Origin of the sequence: Arsukibacterium indicum, from assembly GCF_019100565.1 — a bacterium.
Classification (GTDB): domain Bacteria; phylum Pseudomonadota; class Gammaproteobacteria; order Enterobacterales; family Alteromonadaceae; genus Alishewanella; species Alishewanella indicum.
This window is the reverse complement of sequence record NZ_JAHRID010000006.1, coordinates 1-23,596: the sequence shown is the minus strand read 5'-3', so window position 1 is coordinate 23,596 and position 23,596 is coordinate 1. Positions and strand designations below refer to the sequence as shown.

The 23,596-nt window shown below is 49.1% G+C and carries 20 protein-coding genes and 2 pseudogenes; 19 read left to right on the top strand and 3 right to left on the bottom strand.

Features of this window, described 5'->3' with window-relative positions; genetic code table 11:
* The first annotated feature begins 61 nt into the window (after positions 1-61).
* The 4 genes from KQY15_RS12925 (at position 62) to KQY15_RS12910 (ending at position 7,006) form a co-directional block, all read left to right on the top strand.
* Positions 62-964 carry an MlaA family lipoprotein gene (locus KQY15_RS12925; RefSeq protein WP_217669816.1) on the top strand — a complete coding sequence of 301 codons (903 nt, stop codon included), beginning with the start codon at positions 62-64 and terminating at the stop codon, positions 962-964.
* Complete coding sequence (locus tag KQY15_RS12920) at positions 948-3,401, top strand: efflux RND transporter permease subunit (protein ID WP_217669814.1); 2,454 nt, start codon at positions 948-950, stop codon at positions 3,399-3,401. Before KQY15_RS12925 ends, KQY15_RS12920 begins: the two co-directional genes overlap by 17 nt.
* Before the next feature lie 95 nt (positions 3,402-3,496).
* Positions 3,497-6,148, top strand: a complete 2,652-nt coding sequence (locus tag KQY15_RS12915) for an ATP-binding protein (RefSeq protein ID WP_217669812.1) — start codon at positions 3,497-3,499, stop codon at positions 6,146-6,148.
* 21 nt (positions 6,149-6,169) lie between these two features.
* Positions 6,170-7,006 (top strand): HDOD domain-containing protein, encoded by an 837-nt coding sequence (locus KQY15_RS12910; protein ID WP_217669810.1) that lies wholly within the window; start codon positions 6,170-6,172, stop codon positions 7,004-7,006.
* Positions 7,007-7,033: 27 nt separating this feature from the next.
* Here the strand turns inward: KQY15_RS12910 and KQY15_RS12905 are convergent, their stop codons facing one another.
* Both KQY15_RS12905 and KQY15_RS12900 read right to left on the bottom strand, forming a co-directional pair.
* Positions 7,034-7,942, bottom strand: a complete 909-nt coding sequence (locus tag KQY15_RS12905) for a recombination-associated protein RdgC (protein ID WP_217669808.1) — start codon at positions 7,940-7,942, stop codon at positions 7,034-7,036.
* Between the two features lie 45 nt (positions 7,943-7,987).
* A complete protein-coding gene (locus tag KQY15_RS12900) occupies positions 7,988-9,736 on the bottom strand; it encodes a sensor histidine kinase (RefSeq protein ID WP_217669806.1) in 1,749 nt (582 codons plus the stop codon).
* A gap of 243 nt (positions 9,737-9,979) precedes the next feature.
* On the opposite strand from KQY15_RS12900, the gene KQY15_RS12895 reads away from it, so the two are divergent.
* From KQY15_RS12895 to ung, 7 genes are all read left to right on the top strand, one after another.
* On the top strand, positions 9,980-10,345 hold the full coding sequence (locus tag KQY15_RS12895) for a response regulator (protein WP_217669804.1): 366 nt from the start codon (positions 9,980-9,982) through the stop codon (positions 10,343-10,345).
* Positions 10,342-10,956 carry a chemotaxis protein gene (locus KQY15_RS12890; protein WP_217669802.1) on the top strand — a complete coding sequence of 205 codons (615 nt, stop codon included), beginning with the start codon at positions 10,342-10,344 and terminating at the stop codon, positions 10,954-10,956. Before KQY15_RS12895 ends, KQY15_RS12890 begins: the two co-directional genes overlap by 4 nt.
* Complete coding sequence (locus KQY15_RS12885; protein ID WP_217669800.1) at positions 10,956-11,924, top strand: sensor domain-containing diguanylate cyclase; 969 nt, start codon at positions 10,956-10,958, stop codon at positions 11,922-11,924. Before KQY15_RS12890 ends, KQY15_RS12885 begins: the two co-directional genes overlap by 1 nt.
* A gap of 255 nt (positions 11,925-12,179) precedes the next feature.
* The gene (thrA, locus tag KQY15_RS12880; RefSeq protein ID WP_217669798.1) at positions 12,180-14,645 is read left to right on the top strand and encodes a bifunctional aspartate kinase/homoserine dehydrogenase I; all 2,466 of its coding nucleotides are present in this window, start codon (positions 12,180-12,182) and stop codon (positions 14,643-14,645) included.
* A gap of 5 nt (positions 14,646-14,650) precedes the next feature.
* The gene (gene thrB, locus KQY15_RS12875; protein WP_217669796.1) at positions 14,651-15,625 is read left to right on the top strand and encodes a homoserine kinase; all 975 of its coding nucleotides are present in this window, start codon (positions 14,651-14,653) and stop codon (positions 15,623-15,625) included.
* Positions 15,626-15,636: 11 nt separating this feature from the next.
* Positions 15,637-16,917: a threonine synthase gene (thrC, locus tag KQY15_RS12870; RefSeq protein ID WP_217669794.1), complete on the top strand. Its 1,281-nt coding sequence runs from the start codon at positions 15,637-15,639 to the stop codon at positions 16,915-16,917.
* Positions 16,914-17,582 carry a uracil-DNA glycosylase gene (gene ung, locus KQY15_RS12865; protein ID WP_217669793.1) on the top strand — a complete coding sequence of 223 codons (669 nt, stop codon included), beginning with the start codon at positions 16,914-16,916 and terminating at the stop codon, positions 17,580-17,582. The genes thrC and ung overlap by 4 nt, the downstream gene beginning before the upstream one ends.
* A gap of 35 nt (positions 17,583-17,617) precedes the next feature.
* Here ung and KQY15_RS12860 read toward each other — a convergent pair whose 3' ends face one another.
* Positions 17,618-17,791: a DUF3545 family protein gene (locus tag KQY15_RS12860; RefSeq protein ID WP_019675643.1), complete on the bottom strand. Its 174-nt coding sequence runs from the start codon at positions 17,789-17,791 to the stop codon at positions 17,618-17,620.
* 164 nt (positions 17,792-17,955) lie between these two features.
* On the opposite strand from KQY15_RS12860, the gene KQY15_RS12855 reads away from it, so the two are divergent.
* The 8 genes and pseudogenes from KQY15_RS12855 to KQY15_RS12820 all read left to right on the top strand — a co-directional run bounded on the left by KQY15_RS12855 (position 17,956) and on the right by KQY15_RS12820 (position 23,367).
* Positions 17,956-18,684 (top strand): SDR family NAD(P)-dependent oxidoreductase, encoded by a 729-nt coding sequence (locus KQY15_RS12855; RefSeq protein ID WP_217669791.1) that lies wholly within the window; start codon positions 17,956-17,958, stop codon positions 18,682-18,684.
* A 10-nt stretch (positions 18,685-18,694) separates the two neighbouring features.
* The gene (locus KQY15_RS12850) at positions 18,695-19,597 is read left to right on the top strand and encodes an amidohydrolase family protein (RefSeq protein WP_217669789.1); all 903 of its coding nucleotides are present in this window, start codon (positions 18,695-18,697) and stop codon (positions 19,595-19,597) included.
* A 596-nt stretch (positions 19,598-20,193) separates the two neighbouring features.
* Complete coding sequence (locus KQY15_RS12845) at positions 20,194-20,877, top strand: RHS repeat-associated core domain-containing protein (protein WP_308160248.1); 684 nt, start codon at positions 20,194-20,196, stop codon at positions 20,875-20,877.
* 112 nt (positions 20,878-20,989) lie between these two features.
* A complete protein-coding gene (locus KQY15_RS12840) occupies positions 20,990-21,433 on the top strand; it encodes a hypothetical protein (protein ID WP_217669787.1) in 444 nt (147 codons plus the stop codon).
* A gap of 397 nt (positions 21,434-21,830) precedes the next feature.
* Positions 21,831-22,310: pseudogene (locus KQY15_RS19070) on the top strand (RHS repeat-associated core domain-containing protein); the annotation flags it as partial.
* 201 nt (positions 22,311-22,511) lie between these two features.
* Positions 22,512-22,742, top strand: a complete 231-nt coding sequence (locus tag KQY15_RS19065) for a hypothetical protein (protein ID WP_254795701.1) — start codon at positions 22,512-22,514, stop codon at positions 22,740-22,742.
* Positions 22,743-22,863: 121 nt separating this feature from the next.
* Positions 22,864-22,914 (top strand): annotated as a pseudogene (locus tag KQY15_RS19295) (hypothetical protein); the annotation flags it as partial.
* 162 nt (positions 22,915-23,076) lie between these two features.
* Positions 23,077-23,367: a hypothetical protein gene (locus tag KQY15_RS12820; RefSeq protein WP_217669785.1), complete on the top strand. Its 291-nt coding sequence runs from the start codon at positions 23,077-23,079 to the stop codon at positions 23,365-23,367.
* Positions 23,368-23,596 lie beyond the last annotated feature (229 nt).

Here is a 23,596-nt window from a genome sequence, read left to right as displayed (position 1 = left end):
TGCTGTTTTAATCTTGGGCGCAGCTGGCGCTTTTTGGGTTTAGCTATACGGAGTTAACAGGATGACATATCGCTATATTCTTGTCTGTTTGCTGGCAGTGGTGCTGGCTGGTTGTGCCGCAAAACCCGAACCTGCTGGCAATGCTCCGGCTACTGACACTGTTTCGCACAGTAGCAAGCAGGCAGAACAGCCTGGCGCTGCCGAAAACGAGCCTACGATAGCTGAACAATTAAGCGCCGGCCAGTCAACCAGCATTGAAACCTCGCAGGGTACGCTGACGCTTGAACCTACCGTGGTGGATATGGAACCGGCAGCGGAGGATAATGTTACAGACGGTGAAGCAGCACCACTTTATTACGACCCTTTGGAAGGCTGGAACCGTGCCGTATTTCGTTTTAATCATGTTTCTTACACCTATGCCCTGATTCCAATAGCTAAAGGCTATGAGAAAGTGCTGCCATCAGCGGTGCGGGATAAGGTCGGTAATGCCTTTGCTAATATCCGTGAGCCACTTAATCTGGTTAATAACGCTCTGGCGGGGAATTTTAAGGGAGCCGGCACTAACCTTGGGCGTTTTGTCATTAACTCGACGATTGGCATTTTTGGTTTGTTCGACCCGGCGACCGCCTGGTTTGATATGGCTGCGTCAAAACAAAGTATTGCTGATACGCTAAGCCACTACCAGGTGGGCAACGGCCCTTATCTTGTACTGCCTATACTGGGACAAAGCGATGTGCGTGGTGCGACTTCAGTGCTGGGTGAAGCCTTTATTCATCCGCTGAACCATCTGGTCGATACCCCGGAGTTATATTATCTGCAGGGGGTAAATGTGATTAACAGTTTTTCTGATCGGGCAGACTTATATCAGACCCTATATAAACAGGCCGACGACCCATACCTCTATTTTCGAAATCAGCATCTGCAAGGGCTGAAAAGGGACGAAGCTTATGTCAAACCAGAATAAACAAAATGGGCTTGTCAGCTGGCTGGCTCACAGCATTGTCCGCTTACGTTGGGCCATTATCATGGTATTTATCGGGCTGATTGCACTGGCAACCACGTTTTTAAGTCAATTCCGGATTGATGCCTCAGCCGACACCCTGCTGGTAAAGAATAATGCGCTATATATTGAAAGCCAGCTGGCAAATCAGCGTTTCTCACCGGATGAGTTTATTCTGGTTGCCTATCAGCCTGAAGATGGCGAGCTGTTTTCAGAGCAAACTTTTGCTGATATCGCGGCGCTAAGTGCTGATTACGCTACCCTGGAGCGGGTAAGCTCGGTTACTTCTATGTTGACGGTGCCATTGCTGGCTGATGCCAGTGCTTTTACCGCTGGCGCTGACGTGGCAAGCCTGACCTGGCAACAACAGCGATATTCGCCAGCGCAGATGCGCCGGCTGCTTACTGATCATCCCATTTTTACCGACTTACTGCTAAACAAAGCACAAACGGCGGCGGGTATTCAGATTGTTTTTAAAGCCGATCCAGAGTTAACGGAGCTTGACCGCCAGATCCTTAGCATTCAGCAGCATACATTAAGCCGCGAGCTGACAGCCACTGAGCAAAATGAGCTGGCACAGTTACAGCAGGCCGCAGATCCGCTACGCCAGCGTTTAATGAAGCAACGCCAGCAGGAAATAGACCAGATTGAACAGTTTAACCGGCAGGTTAGCGAGCGCGCTGCAACCTATGTCGGAGGTGCCTATGTTGTTGGCCAGCATCTGGTTGATATGATTAAAAGTGATTTAACCAGCTTTGGCCTGGCCATTGCACTGATTATTGCCGTGCTGTTACTGCTTATATACCGAAGCTGGCGTGGGGTATTTTTTCCGTTACTCAGTTGTAACGTCAGCGTGCTGCTGACCTGTGGCCTGTTTGGCTTACTGGATATCCGCACCACGGTTATTTCAGCAAACTTTATTGCACTGCAATTAATTCTGACCTTAGCGGTGATGATCCACTTGCTTGGTGCATACCGCGAAATTGCTCACGATAAACCAGACTATACTCAGCAACAGCGAGTTATTGGCATGTTAGCGCAAAAAATCTCTCCGTGTTTTTATGCCACCCTGACCACATCGGTTGGCTTTGGCTCGCTTATTTTCAGTGGTATTCAGCCAGTGGTCGATTTCGGTTTTATGATGCTGATAGCCATGCTGATTACTATGAGCGTCAGCTTGTTATTGTTTCCGGCTTTACTGAGCATGTTAAAAGCCCGTCCGGAATCGGCAGACTTTGGCTGGTTAGCCAGCGCGTTGCAACAGGCTGCTGGTATGGTAAAACGCCGCCCTTACCCCGTGATTCTGCTGATAGTGGTAATGTTCGGCGCGTTGGCAACCGGCATTAGCCGGCTGAACGTGGAAAACAGTTTTATCAACTACTTCGCCAAAGACACTCAGGTGCACCGTGAGCTGGCGTTCATTGATCAGCAATTTGGCGGCTCTACACCACTGGATATCGTCATAACCCTGGACCCGACCCAGGCCAAACCGGATTTAGTGATTGCCGCCGATCAGCTTAATCAGTTACACCTGGCCCATGCCGCTGTTAACGCCTTTGAAGCCAGCGGCAGCGTGACCTCACTGATTAACTTTACTACGCTCGCCAGGCAGTTAAATGATAACAAGCCGCTGACAGAATATGAGCTGGATACCATATATGAGATGCTGAGCAGCAAAGTTACCGATCAGCTGGTCGGTGCCTATCTGGCGGACTCGCCCAGCCAGGTGCGGATTGCCACCCGAATTCAGGATACAACAGCTGATTTAAACCGCGAGCAGTTAATGCAGCAACTGCATCAGGATTTGCAAACAGTGGGCCTGGCAGAGCAAGACTATAAGTTGACCAACTTATTTGTGCTTTATCAGGATATTCTATCGCGACTGTTTGACTCACAGGTCACCACTTTAGGGCTGGTTTATCTGGCGCTGGGGATAATGCTACTGGCCATTTTCCGCTCAGTTAAAATTGCCTTAATTGCGCTTATTCCCAATATACTGACCACTTTGGGTATTCTGGGGCTAATAGGCTGGCTGAATATTCCTCTGGATTTAATGACAATTACGATTGCTGCGATTGCCATGGGGATTGCGGTGGACGATACCATCCATTTTATTCATAACTACCTGCAGCAGCCGGCCGGCGATGCCCTTGCTGCAACGTTCGGTCATACCGGTATGGCCATTGTGTTTACCTCTGTCATTATTGCCGCCGGTTTTGCGGTGTTTGGCTTTTCTGACTTTTTGCCCAGTGTCTATTTTGGTATTTTGACTGCGGCGGCAATGCTGATGGCACTGCTAACCGACTTAACCATATTACCGGCATTGCTAAGTCGGTTTGTCAAAAACAGCGGTCAAAGGCAGCGGCAACAAACTGCACCGGTTGCTGGCGGGCAAAGTTAACCTGCCCGCGGTGCAAGATGCTTGTAGCAAAACGGTTAGCTGGTTATGCTGTGGCTATTACTATTTAACGAAGTGCAAAGCAGGCTCGTGCCGTTATGAGGTTAAGAGAAACGCTGGTTGCCTACATGTTGCCGTTGCTGGTACTTCCAGTATTATTGTTCGGTTATCTGGCGTATCAGTACAGTCAACGCTATATGCAGCAACAAACCTATTATCAGGTGCGCAGCGCGTTGGCTGGCCAACAGCAGCAATTACATGACTTTCTGAACACCCAGCAAACGCAGCTGCAAATGCTGGCGTTAAACCCGGACTTACAACAATACCTGCAAACCCGTGACAGCGAACTGCTTGGACCGTTGCTAAAACAATGGCAGCGATTCAGCGCAGAACAGCCGAGCGTTGAAGCTATAAAGCTGGTGCAACTTAACGGCGAATATGTGCTGCATTTACCCGAAATTACCGAGCCGGTTGCAGTGCCAAACCGATTTCGCAATCAATACTTTTCGCCATTACAGGCAATGATCGATGAACAGGGCTACTTTCTCGCGCCGATGGCTGATAGTCAGCAGCGAAAACTGTACTTTGCCCGAAAACTTTATGTCAGCTCTTTTTCTGAATCCCGCCGTTTGTGGGGATATCTGGTTGTCATGGTCAGCCCGGGTTTACTGGATTCGATAGTTAACTCGCCCTTTACCAGTAACAGTATCAACCTGATGATCAGCAAAACGGCGACCATTGCTTATGCCGCAGATCCGGTGCTTATTAACAGCGCCTTCGCGCCAACAAACTTCCGGCAAATTCAACGCAGTATTGCTGCCGACAGCCTGCAAACCGTATTGTTGCTGGGCCAGTACCGGGAGTTGCTGGGGGCCCCCTTACCAGGCAATTATCAGCTGCTGTACGGGCTGGATCCGACACAGCTTTATAGCGAGCAACGTTGGCTGTCACGGGTATTGCTGCTATTAATGGTACTGATTTGCCTGTTGTTGCCACTCTTGGTGTATTGGTTGTTGATCAAGCATATTTTTAATCCGGTTAAGCAACTTACTGCGGCGAAAACAGCGGTAGGGCGTGGTGATTTATCGGTGCTGCTGGAAGTAAAAAAGCAGGACGAGCTGGGTGACATGTTTGCTGCTTTTAACGTTATGGTGCGCCAGTTGCGGGTATATCGTGAACGCGAGCGGGCCTACAAGCAACAACTGGAAGATAAGGTACTGCGCCGTACTCAGGATTTAGCCAGAGCCAATGATGACCTTGCGGCTGCGAATCAGGAGTTAATCCTGGCTAGGGAAACAGCGGAGCAGGCCAACCGGCTGAAGAGTGTGTTTCTGGCCAATATGAGCCATGAAATCCGCACACCCTTAACGGCCATAATTGGTTTCAGTGAACAGGCATTGCAAGAGAACGAGCCCGATAAACGGCAGGACTACTTAAAACGGGTATTGAAAAGCGGTGACCATCTGCTGGGTCTGATTAACGATATTCTGGACTTATCAAAAATTGAGGCCGATAAACTTGAGTTAAACCGTGAGCAGTTTGATTGCCTGGCGGCAATTGATGATATTTATCAACTGGCATGTGAACAGGCACAATCGAAAGGGTTAAGCTGCCAGTTAAAATGGCAGTTCCCACTACCAAAAATGCTTTATAGTGATAGTTTGCGGTTTCGGCAGGTGCTGCTGAATCTGAGCAGTAATGCGGTTAAATTCACTCAAAAAGGCAAGGTAGTATTTCAGGTTAGCTATGACCAACTGGCAAAGCAGCTATCGATAAAAGTGAAAGACACGGGCATCGGCATGAGCAACGATGAACTGGCCCGTATTTTCCGGCCTTTTGTGCAGGCTGATGCCACCGTTACCCGGCATTTTGGTGGCACCGGCTTGGGGTTGGTGATTTCGAAAAAATTAATGGAACAAATGGACGGTGATATTCAGGTTGAAAGCGTGAAAGGTATCGGCAGCTGTTTTGAAGTTATTTTGAATTGTCAGCAGCAGGATATCAGCCTGGTAGATTGCTATCAGCCACAGCAAAAGCCGGTAGACAGTATCAGCCCGCTGCCGGCTGACAGTTCAGTAAAAGTACTGGTGGCAGAAGATAATCCTGACAATCAGCTATTACTTAAATTATTACTGGAAAAAAGTAATGCCAGCGTGCAGGTGGTAGATAATGGCCACAAAGCAGTGGAAATGGTATTGCATGACGACTTTGATCTGGTTTTTATGGATATGCAAATGCCGCTGATGGGAGGAGAGGAGGCCACCCGGCTTATTCGTGATGCCGGAATAGAAGTCCCCATTATTGCCGTTACAGCCAATGTAATGAGTGAAGATGTTGAACGTTATCGCCAGGCCGGCTGTCAGGCGTTGCTTGGTAAACCTGTGGTCCGAAGTGAGTTTCTGGCAATACTCAGCCGGTTTGCCAAGGTACGCAAAGACAACGAACAGGACTGGCTGCAGCGGTTAGAACAAGACCCGCAAATGCAGGCCCTGAAACGACAGTTTGCCCGGCAGTTGCCTGAGTTGCTGGCCGAGTTGCAAAGGCTTTATCAAGCCAAAGACTGGCCTGGATTACGGTTTGCTGCCCACAGCCTGAAGGGCAGTGCCGGCAGTATGGGCTACCCTCAGGCAACGAGGCTGGCGGGTGAAATAGAACAGGCGGTGACGGCGCAGCCAACTGCAATTACTGCCTTGCTGGTTGAATTGGAACAAAATATTAGCCAGGCTCAATTTAGTAGTCAGGATGAGTAGTTATTGCGGGCAGGAGACGACATGAGTGCACAGCGGGCTTTACTGATTATTCTGGATGAAAAAATCCGCTCTGACAGGTTGGTGTTGCCAACCTTACCCGACATTGCACTCAGAGTGCGTGAACGGGCCGACGATCCACAAATCAGTTTACAGCAAATGGCCGATGTCATTAGCCAGGACCCGGCGTTGTCAGCCCGGATGATTAAAGTGGCAAATAGCGCCTTTATGGGGCGGTCAATTCAGGTTAACAGCTTAAATCAGGCGGTAACCCGGATTGGTCTGAGTCAGATTAAAAATATTGCGATTGCCATGGCGATGGAGCAATTGTTTGTCTCTCAACACAAGCAGGTACAGCAGCAACTGGACAGATTGTGGCGTGATAGTGTGCAAACGGCCAGTGTCGCAGTCGCTTGCCTGCAGTTCTACAAGGCCCGGCACCGCAACTGTAAACTTAGTAGCGATGTTATGGCGCTGGCGGCGCTGGTACACAATATTGGCGCACTACCGGTACTGATTGAAGCGGAGCGTCATCCGGAAGTATTTGGTCATCCGGCATTTATGCAGGTGCTGATCGACAAGATTGCCGCCACCGTGGGCCTGAAAATTATTAAAAGCTGGGGGTTTGGCGACGAATTTTTGCCGGTAGTGCAGCATTGGCGTACTGCGCGCAGTGAACCTGAGCCAGGCTACACCGATTTTGTCCGGCTGGCAGCAATTAACCGAAATTACTACCTGCCGGAGCTGGCCCAGACATTATTAGCCGAATATGTCAGTCGCGAACTGGTGCCGGTGCCTGAATTTATGCAGCAACGCGAGATTGCCGACACTTACCAGGATGTGCGGTCACTGTTCAACTAACAGTATTCCCGGTTAATTCAAAGCAGCTTAGCGCTCGTCGCTGGCCTGTTGTATTTGATTTGCAATGGCCAGCAATGCCCGGTTAAGGCTATTGCTCATCAGTAACAGATCGGCATCGAGGCGCAGGCTTAAATCTTCCCAGCCCAGTTCTTCATTCTGGCCGGTCAGCAATTCGTGGTACTTAATGCCTTTTATGCTGCTGTCATCACTAACGTGCAGGCTTATCCCCTCGGCTTGCTGTAAGCCAATTTTGGTTACCAGTTTGTCCTGTAAATGGCTTTGCACTTCATCAGCGCTCAACAGGTGATTCGTAAATTTTACTTTGGCGCCTTCTTCATCCGGCGCCTTTAATTCTGCGTCGTTGCCCAGCACAAAGCTTTCAGGCAGCGCCTGATTTTGTAACCATAATTGCAGGTGAGAATTCAGCTTGTGGTTGTCCAGCCAAGGCAGGGCCGGCAATGATCCCAGCGCCTTGCGCAGCAATGCCAGAATATCTTCTGCTTTGCCAGCTCCACCGGTGTTAATAACCAGCCAGTTATGTTCTGCGTCATAATAACCATGAGTCAGAGTTGAGCGGCTGAACGCGCGGGGTAGTAAGGTCTGGATCAGTTCTTCTTTTAAGCTTTGTTTTTCTTTGCGGCTTAACGGCCGGCCCTGCTCAGCTGCCATGGCATCAATTTTTGGCTGCAGCTCTTCATTAATTACCGCAGCAGGCAGCACCTTCTCCTGCCGTTTAACCGCAAATAACCAGCCCTGAGCCATAGGGTGACAATATTGCTTGATGCTTTGATGCAGCGGGAAGCTAAAGCCGGTTCTGACCGCTTCCTGACCGGTGCAAGGGGCAAATTTAAATTCAGCCAGCGCGGCTTCCAGTTGTTGCGGATCAGTGCTTAATGGCGCACTTAATTTGTAAACCCGGATATTTTTAAACCACATATCAAACCTGTCCTTCTTTTAACAAGCTGGCGAGTATAACGCGGATCAGCTATCGAGTTTCAGGTTTTTTGGAAAGCGGATATGGTAGTGCAGGCCCTGGCCTGGCTCACTGCTGACAGTAATGCTGCCGCCCAGTGTCTGGCGAACCAGGTTGTAAGTGATATGGGTGCCAAGACCACTGCCACCCTGTTCTCGTTTAGTGGTGAAAAACGGATGAAACAGCTTTTCCAGTTGCTCTGGCGGCAGGCCCTTGCCGTTATCGCTAAAGCGAATATCAACGTTTTCGTCTTCATCCAGCACGGTGATCCGGATCAGGCCCTCTTTGATATCTTCAAAGCCGTGGATCAGAGAGTTCATCAGCAAATTGGTGAAAATCTGCGAAATAGCACCAGCCGGGCAGCGCAGGATAATGTTGTCCGGGCAATTCACTTCAATCTGGTGCTGAGTTTTCTTAAAGTTGGGCTGCAATGAGCGGATCACCTCATTAATGTATTCAGCCAGGTTGATGGTACGAATTGCCTCACTAGCCTGATCGACCGCTATTTGTTTGAAACTGGCAATTAACTCAGAGGCTCGGCTTAAGTTTGACTGCAGTAAATCTGTGCCTTGCAGCGCTTCAGTGATAAAGGCTTCCAGTGTCTTAGAGGTTAAGGATTTGTCGTTAAACGCCAGTTGTAAGCTGGTTAGCTTTTCAGTCAGAAAGCTGGTGGCGGTGACGCCAATGCCGACCGGAGTATTCACCTCATGGGTAATACCGGCGACGAGACCACCCAAAGCGGCCATTTTTTCTGACTGTACCAGCCGGTCCTGCGCCTGATTTAAATGCTCTACCATCTGTTCCAGCTCGGTTTGTTTGCTGCGAAGCGCATCTTCGGTATGGCGGCGGCGCTCGATTTCTTCGCGCAGGCTTTGTTGTTTCAGTTCAAGTTCCTGCTTTTGCTGTTGCAAATCCATCATTGCCTGACTCAGCCCCGATGTTTTTCGGGCGACTTCCTGCTCCAGTATCAGGTTCTGCTGATCCAGTTTTTCATTCGAAGTAAGCAGTTGCTTCTGGGTATTACCAAGCTGGGCTTTATAATCCTGGACCCGGTTAATCAGCCGGTTGTAGGCATCGGCCATTAAGGTCAGTTCTGACGACTGGCTTTTATCAATTTCGACCCGGGCACCGTCAAGCTGGTCCAGCTCTAAATCTTCAATTTGCCGGCTTAAATCGGCCAGTGGCTCGGTAAGTTGTTTCCGAAAGGCCATTAAAAACAAAATAATCAGGAAAGTGGTTTTCAGCATGGCATTGCCAATCAGAAAATAGATGCCGACTTTAATCCGGTCGATAACCACAGCGCGACTGGAAAATAAGGTGACGTCGCCAACCTGCGTGGCCCGGCCAGAGAATTCAAAGATAAGGGGAAAGGTGTAACCAAATATCCCTGATTGTTGCTCGGTTAAACGCACGCCTTCGCGCACTAACTGGCTGCTAAAGCGCTCTTTAACATCAATATAACGGCCAAGCTGGGTAATAACAGCGCCGCTGTCGTCCCGTACCACTATGCCTTCAACTGCCGGAATAGATAGCAAACCGTCAGCAATGATCAAAGCCTGAGGCGTATTCAACTCCCATATTGCCCGGGTTAAGCTGCCGGAAAAGGTTTGCTGCAGAGTCTCTAAGTCACTGTTTATAAGATTTTTAGTATTGTAATACTCTGCCACGATCTGCGCGAGAGTGACGATTAAGGTCAGAATGAAATAGACTGACAATACTTTGGTAAGCAGATTGCGGGACAGGCTTTTTTGCTGCATGCAATAACCTTTTTTCACCGGATTATTATTGTACTTAGTCTGACCTACCATAACGAATTAAACAGCTTTTTAAAATAGCTGATGCTAAATATCTGTAATAGCGCTGCAAGGCTTGTTATATATCATTAACCTGCGCGCTAGTCAGACACGCTAATTATTGCCCGGATATTGCTTTATGCCAGCCATCTGTATATATTTTTTAACCAATATATACATAAATACTTTTTAACACAGGCAGTACTGATGGCTTTAACCGCTTTAATTTGTGATGACTCTCTTTTAGCCCGCAACCAAATGAAGAAATCCCTGCCCGCTGAATTCGATGCTGCCATTGTTACGGCAACCAATGGCCTGGAGGCATTAACGGTATTACGCAGTCAGGAAGTTGGCGTAGTATTTCTGGATCTGACTATGCCAGAGCTGGATGGGGTAGGTGTGCTTGAAGCGATTAAAGCTGAAAAAATGGATGTTTTTGTGATTGTGGTCTCGGCAGATATTCAGCCGGAAATGCAAAAACGGGTAATGGATCTCGGTGCATTGGCTTTTATTCAGAAGCCGGTCAATACCGATAAACTCAGCGCAGTGATGCGACAATATGGTTTGATATGACGGATTTGAGTTTTACTGAAGAGCAGCGGGATTGTCTGCAGGAATTAATCAACGTCGCAATGGGCCTGGCCAGTGATAAATTGGCACGGTTTCTAAATACCTTTGTGCATTTGCAGGTGCCGGCAATTGGCCTGGTAAATGCGGCAGAAATACCTGAGCAGTTCCGGGGCCAGTACCAGGGGCTTCACAGTTCAATGATTAGCCTCGGTTTTTTTGGTGATGGTGGTTTACGTGGCGAAACCATTTTGCTCTATCAGCTGGAAAACGCCGGAAAAATAGCGGCATTACTCGGCTACGATGATGACGCGACCAGTGAGGCAGAAATGCTGACCGATATCAGCTCTATTCTGACCACAACTTTTTTAAATGGCCTGGCAGAACAGCTCGATAACAGTTTTTCTTACGCGGCGCCGCGCGTTATTTCGTCCCGCGATAATGATTTTATCAGCAAGCTTGAACAAACCGCATTTCACTGGCAACTGGCACTGAAAGTTGATATCCGGTACGAGCTAACCGACTACAGTTTCGATTGTAATATGATTTTGCTGATCCCGGGCGAGGCGGTACTAAAGCTGAAAACCATTCTGGATAATGTGCTGGCGGACTTCTGATGAATATTGACTGGTTGTCCGGTCCGTTACTGCAGCAACTGAACAGCGGCGTGATTCTGCTGAACAAGCAGTTGCAGATCATTTATATCAATCCTTACATTTGCCGCCGGGCTGATATTCAACTGGAAACTGTGCAGGGCAAAGATATATTCAGTGTTTTTACTGATGCCCCCCAAGCCTGGCTAAGCCGCAAGCTTAACAGTGTGCTGAGCTTGCAAAGCCCGGCATTCAGCTCCTGGGAACAACGCCAGTATCTTTTTAAACTACCGCACTTAAGACCAGTAAGCAGCGCCAATCAGTATATGGCGCAAAACTGCAATATGTTGCCGCTGACCGACCCTGCAACCGGTGAGCAATATGTTTGTCTGTTAATTGAAGATGCGACCGATGCTTATGTTTATCAAAGCCAGTTACAACAAAGCAATTTGCAGTTACAACAGGTAAACCGGCTGGATGGTCTGACAGGTGTCCTGAACCGGAACTACTGGCAGCAGCAACTCGAAGTTGAAGTGCAGCGTGCCGGCCGCTACCAGCACCCGTTGTCGTTGTTGTTTTTTGATTTAGATAAATTTAAGCGATTAAACGATGATTATGGCCATCAGGCAGGTGATGTTGTGCTGATCGAAGTGGCCAGACTTATTGGCAGCCTGTTACGGGAAACCGACTTATTCGGCCGCTACGGCGGGGAAGAGTTTGCGATTATTTTGCCCGATACGCCACTTGAGGGCGCCATTGAGGTAGCTAAACGGATTTGCCGGCGGGTTGCTGAAAGTCCGGTTGTGTTCCAGCAGCAACGATTAATGACCAGCGTCAGTGTCGGGGTTAGTCAGTTTAATACAGCGATTACGGCGGACGAATTGATTCAGCAAGCCGATTTGGCCCTGTATCAGGCGAAACGAAATGGCCGCAACCAGGTAGTGACCTATCACCCCGGGCTGATTGATTCCCTTAAAAAGGTAAAGTCGTAGTCACAGCAATTTTTTGTTTGACAGACGTCTACAAGTCTGTGCATAGTGCATCTGATGAAAATAAAAACAGCAGACCTCACCACGATTATTATTACCACCAGCCCTTCGGGGTAGGAGGTCGGCGGTGTGTTGTCTGTAAAAAGGCCCGTGACCTCAAACGTCACGGGCCTTTTTTTTAAAACAATTAAGGGTACTTACCCAGCCTTGGTCGGCAATAACAACATAACGAATAATTTGATGCGCAAGGAGTAAATAATGAGAGTGCTAAAATTTGGCGGCTCGTCGCTGGCGTCATTGCCGCGCTTTGCCGAAGTTGCGCAAATTGTGCAGCGTCAGGCCGCAGCCGGCCCGGTGTGCCTGGTATTATCGGCACCGCAGGGTGTGACCAATATGCTGGTAGAGTTAACCGACCTCGCTTATCTGGGTTCAGACTATCAGAGTGTACTAGCGGCACTGACAGAGCGTTACCAGCAGTTACTGCATGAGGCGACCAGCTTATCGGCAGCGCAGGTGAGTCAGGTTGAAGCGTTATGGCAGCAGCAGCTGGCCGGGCTGGCGTTGCATTTACAGGGCATAAGTTTGCTGCGGCATTGTCCTGACCATATTAAGGCCCAAATCCTTGGGCTGGGCGAGCAGTTCAGTGTGGCATTAATGACCGCTCTGCTGGTTGCCGCAGACGTCAATGCGGTTGCGTTGGATGCCGTAACATTGATTAAAAGTCAGGGCGACTACCTCAATGCCAGTGCTGATATTGCCGGCTCAGAGCATACCTTGCAGCAGGCTATTGCCAAGCAAAGCGCAGCGGTCTATGTCATAGCCGGTTTCGTTTCCAGTAACAGTCAGGGGGAACCTGCTCTGTTGGGCCGCAACGGTTCAGATTACTCGGCAGCAATTGTGGCCGCCAGTATCCGTGCTGCTGCCTGTGAGATCTGGACAGATGTCGATGGTGTGTATAGTGCCGACCCAAGACAGGTAAAACAAACCCGGCTGATTGATCGTTTATCGTACGATGAAGCGATGGAGTTATCTTATTTTGGTGCCAAGGTACTGCACCCGAAAACCATTGGTCCGCTGGCGCGCTATCAAATCCCCTGTTACATCAAAAATACCTTAAATCCGGCGGCGCCTGGCACCTGCATTGATGTTGCCGGTGATGGTGAGGCGCTGGTTAAAGGCATTTCCAGTCTGGAACATCTGGCGCTGTTTACCGTATCAGGCCCGGGATTAAAAGGCGTGGTGGGCATGGCCAGCCGGGTATTTGCCTCAATGGCCCGCTCGCAAATTTCAGTAAGTTTAATTACCCAGTCATCGTCAGAGTTCAGTATCAGTTTTTGCGTATCGCAGTTGCATTTAAACCGGGCGCAAAAAGCGCTGGAGCAGGAGTTTGAGCTGGAACTGCAAACCGGCTTACTACGACCGGTCAGTATTCTGGCTGACATGGCAATTGTCAGTCTGGTCGGTGATGGTATGCGCCAGCACCGCGGCGTGGCAGCAAAGTTTTTTGCCTCTTTAGCGCAGGCCCGGGTTAATGTGGTAGCGATAGCGCAGGATAGCAGCGAGCGCTCAATATCTGCAGTGGTTGAGCAGGCAGTTTGTAAAGATGCGGTGCGGGTATGTCACGAGAACTTCTTCAGCCATATTCCCAGTATCGATATTTTTCTGGTCGGTTGCGGGGTGGTGGGTGCTGAGCTACTGGCGCAAATTGAACGCCAGCAAAGTTTTTTACAACAGCGTCAGGTAAAGCTAACCGTGTATGGTATCGCCAATTCGCGGCAGTTGTTGCTGGCAAAAGAGGGGGTGGACCTTAGCAGCTGGCAGGCTGAACTTCAGCAACAAAATCAAGCCCCGGCAAGCTTTTCACTAGCGGCGCTATCGGATTTTGTCCGCCAGCAGCACCTGACCAATCCGGTGCTGGTTGATTGCACCAGCGCAGAGGCCATAGCCAGTCAGTATGCAGATTTTCTGGCGGCAGGTTTTCATGTAGTAACACCAAACAAAAAAGCCAATACAGCAAGCCTTGCTTATTACCGGCAATTGCGCCAGGTGGCACAGCAACAACGGCGGCGCTTTTTATATGAAACTACGGTGGGCGCAGGCTTACCGGTAATTGATACCTTGCAGGGCCTGCTGAATGCCGGCGATGAATTACTGGCGTTTGAAGGCATATTATCCGGCTCGTTGTCCTATATTTTCGGCGAGCTGGAAAGTGGCGCCGCTTTGTCTGAAGTAACAGCAAAAGCCAAAGCTATGGGGTTTACTGAGCCTGATCCCCGTGATGATTTATCTGGCACTGACGTTGCCCGTAAACTGCTGATAATGGCCCGTGAAGCTGGTATGCCGCTAGAGCTCAGTGATGTCAGTATTGAACCGGTATTGCCTGCCGATTTTGACAGCAGCGGCAGTACCGATGATTTTATGGCACGCTTACCGGCATTAGATGAGGCGTTCAGAGCAAAGGTAAAAGCGGCAACAGTTGAAGGCAAAGTGCTGCGTTATATTGGCGAAATTCGCGATGGCAAATGTCAGGTGGCCATTAAGGCGCTCAGTCAGGATCACCCACTGGCCAAAGTAAAAGACGGCGAGAATGCTTTAGCTATTCATAGCCGTTATTATCAGCCTATTCCTTTTGTGCTGCGTGGCTATGGTGCCGGCGCTGCCGTTACTTCTGCCGGCGTATTCAGCGATATTATGCGCACTTTAAGCTGGCAGCAGCAGGTGTAACAACGATGACAAATTCAACCATACACCGATATTTTGCGCCGGCCTCTACCGGTAATTTCTCCGTCGGCTTTGACTTGCTGGGGGCGGCGTTCGAGCCGCTCTCAGGTACGGAACACTTTGGTGATGTGCTGGAAATTCTGGCAGAGCAGAGCGAGCTTAGTCTGGAAATCAGCGGTCGTTATCGCCATCAGCTTCCTGAGGATAGCAGGAACAATTTAGTATTGAGCTGCTTTCACGCGTTTGAAAAGGCCATCGGTAAGCGATTACCGCGCCTGGCATTACATTTACAGAAAAACCTGCCGGTTGGCAGTGGCCTGGGTTCGAGTGCCTGTTCGATTGTGGTGGCGTGTTATGCCTTTAACGACTATTTTGGTCAGCCGTTGTCTCAGTTGCAATTGCTTAAGTTAATGGCAGAGGCTGAAGGTGGGGTAAGCGGCAGTGTCCATTATGATAATGTAGCGCCCAGTTTACTGGGTGGCTTACAACTGATGTTGCCCGGCAGTGATAAGTTAAGCAGGACAATGCCCTGGTTCAGTCACTGGCGGGTGGTACTAAGCTACCCCGGTACTGTGCTGTCGACCCGCGCTGCCAGGGAGGTATTACCCAGGCAGTTAAACCTTAGCACCAGTATTGAGTTTGCCGGTATGCTCAGTCGTTTCGTCAGTGCATTGTACTGTCAGGATGAAGCGGAAGCAGTCGCTGCATTACAGGATTTGGTCGCCGAGCCGGCGCGTACCCCGCTTATTCCCGAATTGCCGGCGCTTCGTCGTGATTTAATGGCGCAAGGCGTGCTGCATCTGGGTATTTCCGGGGCTGGCCCCACGTTATTTGCATTATGCCCTGACGACGATACTGCCACCCTGGCGGCGGATTATTTACAGCAGCATTATGCTAAAAATGCCGACGCGAGCACCCGGATTTGCCAACTTTCTGCTGCTGGCGCCAGAGCGCTGCCGCAGCAACCAGCCGACTTTGGCTAAAGGAAATAAACATGCAACTTACAAATTTAAAAGTCGCGACCGAACAGGTTAGTTTTTTACAGGCGGTACGCCAGGGGCTGGGTCAGCAACAGGGATTATTCTTCCCGACTCACTGGCCAAAGCTGGATATTGAACAGTTACTGGCGATGCCATTAGTTGAGCGAAGCAGCAAAATATTAGCCGCACTGATTGGAGCGGAGCTGCCAGAAAGTGAAATACTGGCAATGGTTGACCGTGCCTTTACCTTTCCTGCACCTTTGGTGCCGGTAACGGAGCAGGTAAGTGCACTGGAACTGTTTCACGGGCCAACTCTGGCGTTTAAAGACTTTGGTGGCCGGTTTATGGCCCAGGCGCTGGCAAAAGCCCAGCCAGAACCCACCACTATTGTCACGGCGACTTCAGGCGATACCGGTGCCGCAGTTGCCCATGCTTTTTACCGTCAGAGCGGCGTAAATGTGGTGATTCTGTTCCCTAAAGGCAAAATAAGCAGCTTGCAGGAAAAGCTGTTTACCACTCTTGGCGACAACATTACCACGCTGGCTGTTGATGGTGACTTTGACCAGTGTCAGGCGCTGGTTAAGCAAACCTTTGATAATCAGGCACTGGTAAAAGAGTTTAATATTACCTCGGCTAACTCAATCAATATCAGCCGGTTGTTCGCGCAGGTATGTTACTACTTTGAGGCTGTTGCGCAGGTACCGGCAGCGAAGCGTGAGCAGATCGTGATTGCAGTGCCCAGTGGCAACTTTGGTAATTTATGTGCAGGTTTAATTGCCAAAGCACTGGGTTTGCCAATCAAGCGGATGATTGCCGCTACCAACAGTAACGATACTGTGCCAAGGTACTGGCAGAGCCAGCAATGGCAACCGAAACAGACAGTGGCAACCTTGTCCAACGCCATGGATGTCAGTGCACCGAACAACTGGCCGCGGGTTGAAGCCTTGCTGGCGCAGGGCATGATTAACCGATCCGATATTGAAGCTGTCGCGGTGGACGAAGATGATACTCAGCTGGGGGTGCGGCAGTTATGGCAGTTGGGTTATTTAAGTGAACCACATGCCGCCGTCGCCTACAAAGCCCTGAAACGCAGTCTGGCAGCTGATGAGTTTGGTATCTTTTTTGGCACAGCGCACCCGGCTAAATTTAAAGAGCAGGTAGAAAATATCCTGGGTAGCCCGATAGCGTTACCTCCGGCACTTGCCGCCTGTGCAGCCGAGTCTGGACTTAGCATTGATATTGCGCCAGACTTTGCTGCTGTTGAGCAGGTGATCAGGACATTAAAACAACCATGACGGACTGGCAGCAACTATTAGGTGAACAAAAGCAGCAGCCGTATTTTACGGCGCTGCTGGATGAGGTAGCGGCCGCGCGCAGTGCCGGCACGGTGATATATCCACCACAGGCCGATGTGTTCAATGCTTTTAAACTGACTGAGCTTGCCAGCCTGAAAGTAGTAGTATTAGGGCAGGACCCTTACCATGGGCCAAACCAGGCGCATGGTCTGGCTTTTTCAGTGCGGGATGGGGTAAAAGTGCCACCCTCACTGGCCAATATTTACAAAGAGCTGGCGCTGGAATACCCTGATTTCAGTGTGCCGGGCCATGGCAATTTGCAAAGCTGGGCAGAGCAGGGCGTATTGCTGCTAAACACGGTACTCACCGTTATTGCTAACCAGCCTAACTCGCATCGCAAGTTGGGTTGGGAACAGTTTACCGATCAGGTGATCAGCAGCATCAGCCAGCACTGCCACGGCATTGTGTTTTTGCTATGGGGCAGCCATGCCCAGAAAAAGGCCCGCCTGATTGACGGTGAACAGCACCATATTCTGAGTGCGCCGCACCCGTCACCATTGTCAGCGCACAGAGGCTTTTTAGGTTGTGGCCATTTTCTGCATACCAATAGCCTGTTGCAAGATAGCAACCGGCCTGCCATTAACTGGCATTCAGTCTGCCGTTAAAACAGCAACGCCCAATCAGTGATTGGGCGTTGGCGTTATAACTCGATATCGGCCAGCTCTGGCTCTATGGTCCAGTCTATGTCGCATAGCTCTTTTTTCAGACGATGGCGCTCTTTTAACTCTTCAATTTCGCGCCATTTACGCTTAACAGCTTTAGGTTTTGCTGCCGGGCGTTCCAACATGTTCAGTAATTCTTCGAAGCTTTCCATAATACGGCCTCTGCTGATGTTGTTGTTATTTTCAACGAAAGTTCTACCACACTTTGTTGTAAAATAAAATAGTTAAGTGACAACAGCGTTACAGCGATGGTAAAAATTTCAGAAAAAAGCGTACTTGGCTTATGATGTTTGTACGTGAAATAACAGGAACTGGCATGAAAAAAGTTGCTATTGTTACCGGTGGTAGCAAGGGTATTGGTTTTGCCACCGTTGAAAAATTATTAACTGAACAATATCAGGTATTTAATCTGGATATTGTGCCGGGTGAACTGGGTGACTACCGCCAGTGTGATGTCAGCCGGGTGGCGGCGGTTAACGAGGTTATACAGAAGATTATCAGCGAAACCCGCCGGGTTGATGTGTTGGTATCCAATGCCGGACGTCATCTTAGTGCTGATATCGAAGCCACTGACGAAACCACGCTGGATAGCTTGTTTGCCCTGAATGTTAAAGGCGCTTACGCCGCAATTCAGGCGGTGTTGCCGCAAATGCGCAGCCAACACAGTGGTGCCATAGTGCTGATTGCTTCCGATCAGGCGCTGATAGCCAAGAAAAACTCTTTTGCCTACAACCTGACCAAACATGCCTTGGCATCTATGGCGAAAACCACCGCGCTGGATTATGCCCGTTTTAATATCAGGGCCAACGCGGTATGCCCGGGCACCATTGAAACCCCGTTATTTCATCAGGCCATTGATCGCTACTGCGCTAATAGTGGCGCTGATAAAGCGGCTGTGGTGGCTGAGGAAGCCGGCGAGCAACCACTTGGCCGCTTAGGACAGCCAGAAGAAGTGGCCGCGCTGGTGGCCTTTCTGGCGAGCGATAACGCCCGTTTTATAACTGGCAGCCTGCAAGTGATTGACGGCGGGTACACCTGTCAGTGAGCAAACAGTGATGAGCAGCACAGACGTACTGGATATTGTCGATCCACACATACATCTGTGGCAACTAAGTAGAGGCCAGTATCATTGGCTTAAAAGCGACAATCCGCCACACTGGCCAGATAAAGCACTGTTGCAGCAGGATTACTCAGTTTCTCAGCTGAAGCTGGAGCCGCCATTTCGTCTGGCCGGGCTGGTGCATATTGAGGCCGGCTTTGATAACAATGCGCCAGAGCGTGAGTTAGCCTGGTTGGCAGAGCAAAAGGTAACAGTGCCGCACCGAGCAGTGGCGTTTCTGGATTGCAGCCTGCCAATTGACCAAATCAGGCAAAAGCTGCAGGCGCTGCTGCCATATCAGCCGGCGGGAGTGCGGCATATTTTTGAAGGCGACGATGAGCACTGGCTGCATGCGCCGCAGCTGGCGCAGATCGCAGGTGCGTTAGCAGAGCATCAGTTGGTGCTGGAGCTGCAGTGCAGCCTGGCCAACGCGAAAAATGTGGTCAGAATTCAACAGCTGGCACAGCAGTTTCCTGAGTTAAAGCTGGTGCTTAACCATGCCGGTTTAGCCCGGCCAGAGCAGTTTTCGGCCTGGCAAAAGGCGGTGCAAACGCTGGCAGGCCGGGCAAACGTAGCAATGAAATTATCAGGTTTTGAAATGCTGACGGCCGGGCGCAACAGTCAGCCGGATCTGGCCTGGCAGCAGCAGGTATTCGCTGCCGTACTCAGCGAGTGGCCGCTCGAGCGGCTGATGCTGGCCAGCAATTTTCCGTTATGTTTGTGGCAGGGTAGTTATCAGCAGCTGTGGCAGCGTTATTATCAGTTACTGACCAACTTAGGGCTGAGCAGCACTGGCTGGCAGCAATTAAGTGCCGGCACAGCCAGAGTGTGGTATGGGTTTACCGGCAGAACTCGGTGAGGATGAACTTGATACTATTCGCCACAGTTGAATGTACAATTACCCATTAGGTGGCGAGCGTTTTCGGGCAGAAATAGAGCGCGCACTGGGTGTGCGCTTAGGTAAATGCAAGCCAGGCAGGCCAGCAACGAAGCGAAGCGGGTCGGAGCTTAATTAGCTCCGACCCCTTTTTCATGAATGGAAAATCAGGGACAAAGATGAAAATGTTTTGAGAAAAGGTTCTGATTCTTATTGCATGGAAGAGTAAGCATGAAAAAAAATACATTAACCATAATAATGACCTTAGTTAACATCATTAGTTTTTGGATTGGCTTCAAAGTGTGGGAGCTTGGTAATATTTACCTAGTAGCAGTCGTTATTGTCATCTGGTTGATTGTTGTATCAACGTTAATACGCATCAAGCCACTCTAACAAAAATCGCAAAGGAAAAAAGGGCAGTAGCTAATTAACTACTGTCCCTTTCTGTCAGTAACACGCTGGGCCAGCGGGTGTTTAAAAAAGTCGGCAGTAATATCACCCGCTTTATTTACAGTCCAGATGGCCAGCTGTTAGCAGAAGGCACCACCAAGCAATAAATTTACTTTCAGGGCCAGGTAGTGGGTTATATTTTAAATAACCAGCTGTATTATGTGCATAACGACCACTTAGGCCGGCCAGAGGTGATAACCAACCAAAGCAAAGGCGTAGTTTGGCGGGCAAAGCTGGAAGCGTTTGACCGCTCTGTACTTACTACCAGCATTGGCGAGTTTAATATAGGCTTCCCTGGCCAGTACTGGGACAGTGAAAAACTCAGCTGGTATAACTACTTCCGGGATTATGATGCAACAACAGGCCGATACCTGCAGAGCGACCCGATAGGCTTAGCGGGTGGGTTAAATACTTATGGGTATGTTGGAGGGAATCCGGTAAATTTTGTAGATGAGCACGGCCTTTATCGTAAACATATCAAATTTGCTTGCTTTGGAGTGACTATTGGTGCATTTGCCTTAGATATGGGAGGGGTAAGAAGCGCTGTGGTAGGCGCAACTAAAGAAAATCCTTACCAAAAGCAGGCAGATAAACTGAATACTCAGCTTGATACGTGGGAAGCTGAAGCAAAACAGTGCAGTGATACAACTCAAAAAAATAAATATCGCGAAGCAATAAGGGCGGTAGAGTCAACAAGGAATGATATGGCAAGGCAAGCTGCAGAATGGAATATCAACAATAGCTTTGGTGGCACGGCAGGTGTAGCTGGTTTGGCTTTAGTAGTAGCGGGGGCGGCCTGTGGCTCACTTTAACAAAGGCAATAAAAAGCCAACCTCATGGCCTGTCAGGCTGCTCGGCTATTGCCTATCCATTTGCTTTTTTAGCCTGGCATTGTTGCACTTTAGCCCTGGTAGCCGCTTTGCAGTGCAAAGCTGGTTGATTGGACTGGATGCTGAGTTTCAGCAAAGCTTGTATGAAATTTCTGGTGGTCGCTATTTTATTCATAACTATGAAGATAGCTTAACGTTACACGTCAGCATGGTGCATAAACTACCAACTCGTTATGTTCGGGACATCATATTTTGGTCGCAATTAAAACCGGAAATGTCATTTGCAGCAGAGCCCCTGCAACAAAATGAATATGGTGTAGAGTTTTTATTTTTCGAAAATGACCCCGGACGCTATGAACTGGATATGTCGATACCTGAAAAAGAACAAATTTGCCTGAGAGGTTTAGCTGTGTGGCGATTTGAATACCATGATATTCCGCCTCTGCCAGCTTATGCTGCGGTTCACTATGAATATACATTAAGTGTTTCTACTGACGATACTGAGCGTTGGAAGCGCCTTGAAATTCCTTGCACTTAAATTTTTAAAGCCGAGATATGAGGGCGCGACTCCGAAAGAACTACGGAGTCGCTTCTTGATTCTTGCAGCGCGACCACTTAGCCCCACCAGAGGTGATAACCAACCAAAGCAAAGCGGTGGTATGGCGGGCTAAGTTGGAGGCGTTTGACCGTACGGTACTGTCAACGACTATCGGTGACTTTAACATAGGGTTGACTGCGGGCTTCCTGCCCTACGCCCTGTCGGGCCATGCTGCGCATGTTCACAAAACGGCAGGAGAGCCGTTTTGCACAGCTGATAAGCTGCCGAAGGTGAACACCAGGGAGGGTGTGAATGAAAACGTTCCGGACGATTTTGTCCAGGCCAATACTGGGACAGTGAAAAACTAAGCTGGTATAACACCTTCCGGGATTATGATGCGACTACAGGGCGTTACTTGCAGAGCGACCCGATTGGTTTAGCGGGTGGGTTTAATACCTATGGGTACGTGTTTAGTAATCCAATTCGTCTTGTGGATAGTTTAGGTCTTAGCCCAGAGGATGTTTCTGCAATTATCAATCAATTTAATTCTACAGTTAACAACATGACAGCGTCTGGAAAAAGGATATCTCCAGGATTTTTGAACAACATGCAACGCTCTTTGCATGATGTTACTGGGGGCATGCTTGGTGAGAGATGTAAAAGTTGTGGAGAGCAATCAACGCAGCTTCAAAGCGATCTCGACTTCCAAATGTATGATGACCAATGGCGGTTTTCAACCATTCCATCTCCAAATGCTTGGTGTATTGGAGGTCATTGCACTCACTGGGTCACACAGGCTTTATCAAACAATAGCGCCGACCCGGTAATTATCTTAGATCCTTGGAGCAATAAATGGAGTGCTACCTATGGTCAATAAATCTTCTATCAAATTCGTATTTAGACTCCTTTTTTGGATGGCATTTTTTAGTTTTATTGGGGCATTGCTGAGTTCAAAGAGCATAGAAACAGATGAAAATGTCTTACTTGCCTACTCATTGGCAGGTGGCGCAATTGGGGGGGTATTGGCCATTATTTTTAACTCACGAAGCAAGTAAATGTGTTAAGGAACTATCGGGTCGTGTCTTGCATATTGCTACGCGACCACTTAGGCCGGCCAGAAGTGATTACCAACCAAAGCAAAGCGGTGGTATGGCGGGCGAAGCTGGAAGCGTTTGACCGTTCGGTATTAACTACCAGTATTGGCGACTTTAACATCGGCTTGACTCCGGGCTTCCTGCCCTACGCCCTTTCGGGTCATGCTGCGCATGCATGTTCACAAAACGGCAGGAGAGCCGTTTTGCACAGCTGATAAGCTGCCGAAGGTGAACAACCAGGGAGGGTGTGAATGAAATCGTTCCGGACGATTTTGTCCAGGTCAGTACTGGGACAGTGAAAAACTAAGTTGGTATAACTACTTCCGGGATTATGATGCAACAACCGGCAGGTACCTGCAGAGCGATCCGATTGGCTTAGCGGGTGGGCTTAATACCTATGGGTATGTTGGGGGTAATCCCTTAAAATATATAGACCCTGAAGGATTAGCTTGTTTTGATTTTGATAAGTTTGCTAAACAGGTTGAAGATAATCGCTCCAGCACAGCCAATAACCTCGCTGCGCTAGGGGCAGCTTTCACTGTTGGAACCATGCCAAAAACACCTGCCGAGTTGAGAGGGTTCGGAGTTTCTAAGGATAAACTTAACCAAAATACTAGCCAGTTAAGTAGATGGAATGGAAGATTGAATCGCAATACTAACTATTCTGGTAGAGGTCTTAGAGATTTTGGGCGAACAATGAAAGGCATGTCGTTAGGCGCTGCAGCTACAGGTGGTTTGATTGTTGATGGATTTTACAACTGGGCGGTTATTATAGAAGCGGCTTGGGATGCAACATCAGCAGAGGGAAAAGGCAATTGTGGATGCAACAATAATGAATAATATAGAGCATCAAGTTCGGGAAAAATCTCTTTGTAGACTTGCTGAAATTTTCAATGTTGGTATTTCGGAATTGAGCGACGAGATCGATCTTACAACCACCTTTAAAGCGAGCACTGTAAAATTTTGGAAGAGGAACCACTTCGATATGATTTTGTAGTGGTCAAGTAAAATTGGCCACGGTTTTATAGTAAAGCCAGTATCTTTTCTCTGACTCATTTGGTGTTAAACC

Bases quoted from the DNA above. Each gene is read 5' to 3' on its own strand.
- KQY15_RS12925 (WP_217669816.1), top strand. From the start codon at position 62: ATGACATATCGCTATATTCTTGTCTGTTTGCTGGCAGTGGTGCTGGCT.
- KQY15_RS12920 (WP_217669814.1), top strand. From the start codon at position 948: ATGTCAAACCAGAATAAACAAAATGGGCTTGTCAGCTGGCTGGCTCAC.
- KQY15_RS12915 (WP_217669812.1), top strand. From the start codon at position 3,497: ATGAGGTTAAGAGAAACGCTGGTTGCCTACATGTTGCCGTTGCTGGTA.
- KQY15_RS12910 (WP_217669810.1), top strand. From the start codon at position 6,170: ATGAGTGCACAGCGGGCTTTACTGATTATTCTGGATGAAAAAATCCGC.
- KQY15_RS12905 (WP_217669808.1), bottom strand. From the start codon at position 7,942: ATGTGGTTTAAAAATATCCGGGTTTACAAATTAAGTGCGCCATTAAGC.
- KQY15_RS12900 (WP_217669806.1), bottom strand. From the start codon at position 9,736: ATGCAGCAAAAAAGCCTGTCCCGCAATCTGCTTACCAAAGTATTGTCA.
- KQY15_RS12895 (WP_217669804.1), top strand. From the start codon at position 9,980: ATGGCTTTAACCGCTTTAATTTGTGATGACTCTCTTTTAGCCCGCAAC.
- KQY15_RS12890 (WP_217669802.1), top strand. From the start codon at position 10,342: ATGACGGATTTGAGTTTTACTGAAGAGCAGCGGGATTGTCTGCAGGAA.
- KQY15_RS12885 (WP_217669800.1), top strand. From the start codon at position 10,956: ATGAATATTGACTGGTTGTCCGGTCCGTTACTGCAGCAACTGAACAGC.
- thrA (WP_217669798.1), top strand. From the start codon at position 12,180: ATGAGAGTGCTAAAATTTGGCGGCTCGTCGCTGGCGTCATTGCCGCGC.
- thrB (WP_217669796.1), top strand. From the start codon at position 14,651: ATGACAAATTCAACCATACACCGATATTTTGCGCCGGCCTCTACCGGT.
- thrC (WP_217669794.1), top strand. From the start codon at position 15,637: ATGCAACTTACAAATTTAAAAGTCGCGACCGAACAGGTTAGTTTTTTA.
- ung (WP_217669793.1), top strand. From the start codon at position 16,914: ATGACGGACTGGCAGCAACTATTAGGTGAACAAAAGCAGCAGCCGTAT.
- KQY15_RS12860 (WP_019675643.1), bottom strand. From the start codon at position 17,791: ATGGAAAGCTTCGAAGAATTACTGAACATGTTGGAACGCCCGGCAGCA.
- KQY15_RS12855 (WP_217669791.1), top strand. From the start codon at position 17,956: ATGAAAAAAGTTGCTATTGTTACCGGTGGTAGCAAGGGTATTGGTTTT.
- KQY15_RS12850 (WP_217669789.1), top strand. From the start codon at position 18,695: ATGAGCAGCACAGACGTACTGGATATTGTCGATCCACACATACATCTG.
- KQY15_RS12820 (WP_217669785.1), top strand. From the start codon at position 23,077: ATGCCAAAAACACCTGCCGAGTTGAGAGGGTTCGGAGTTTCTAAGGAT.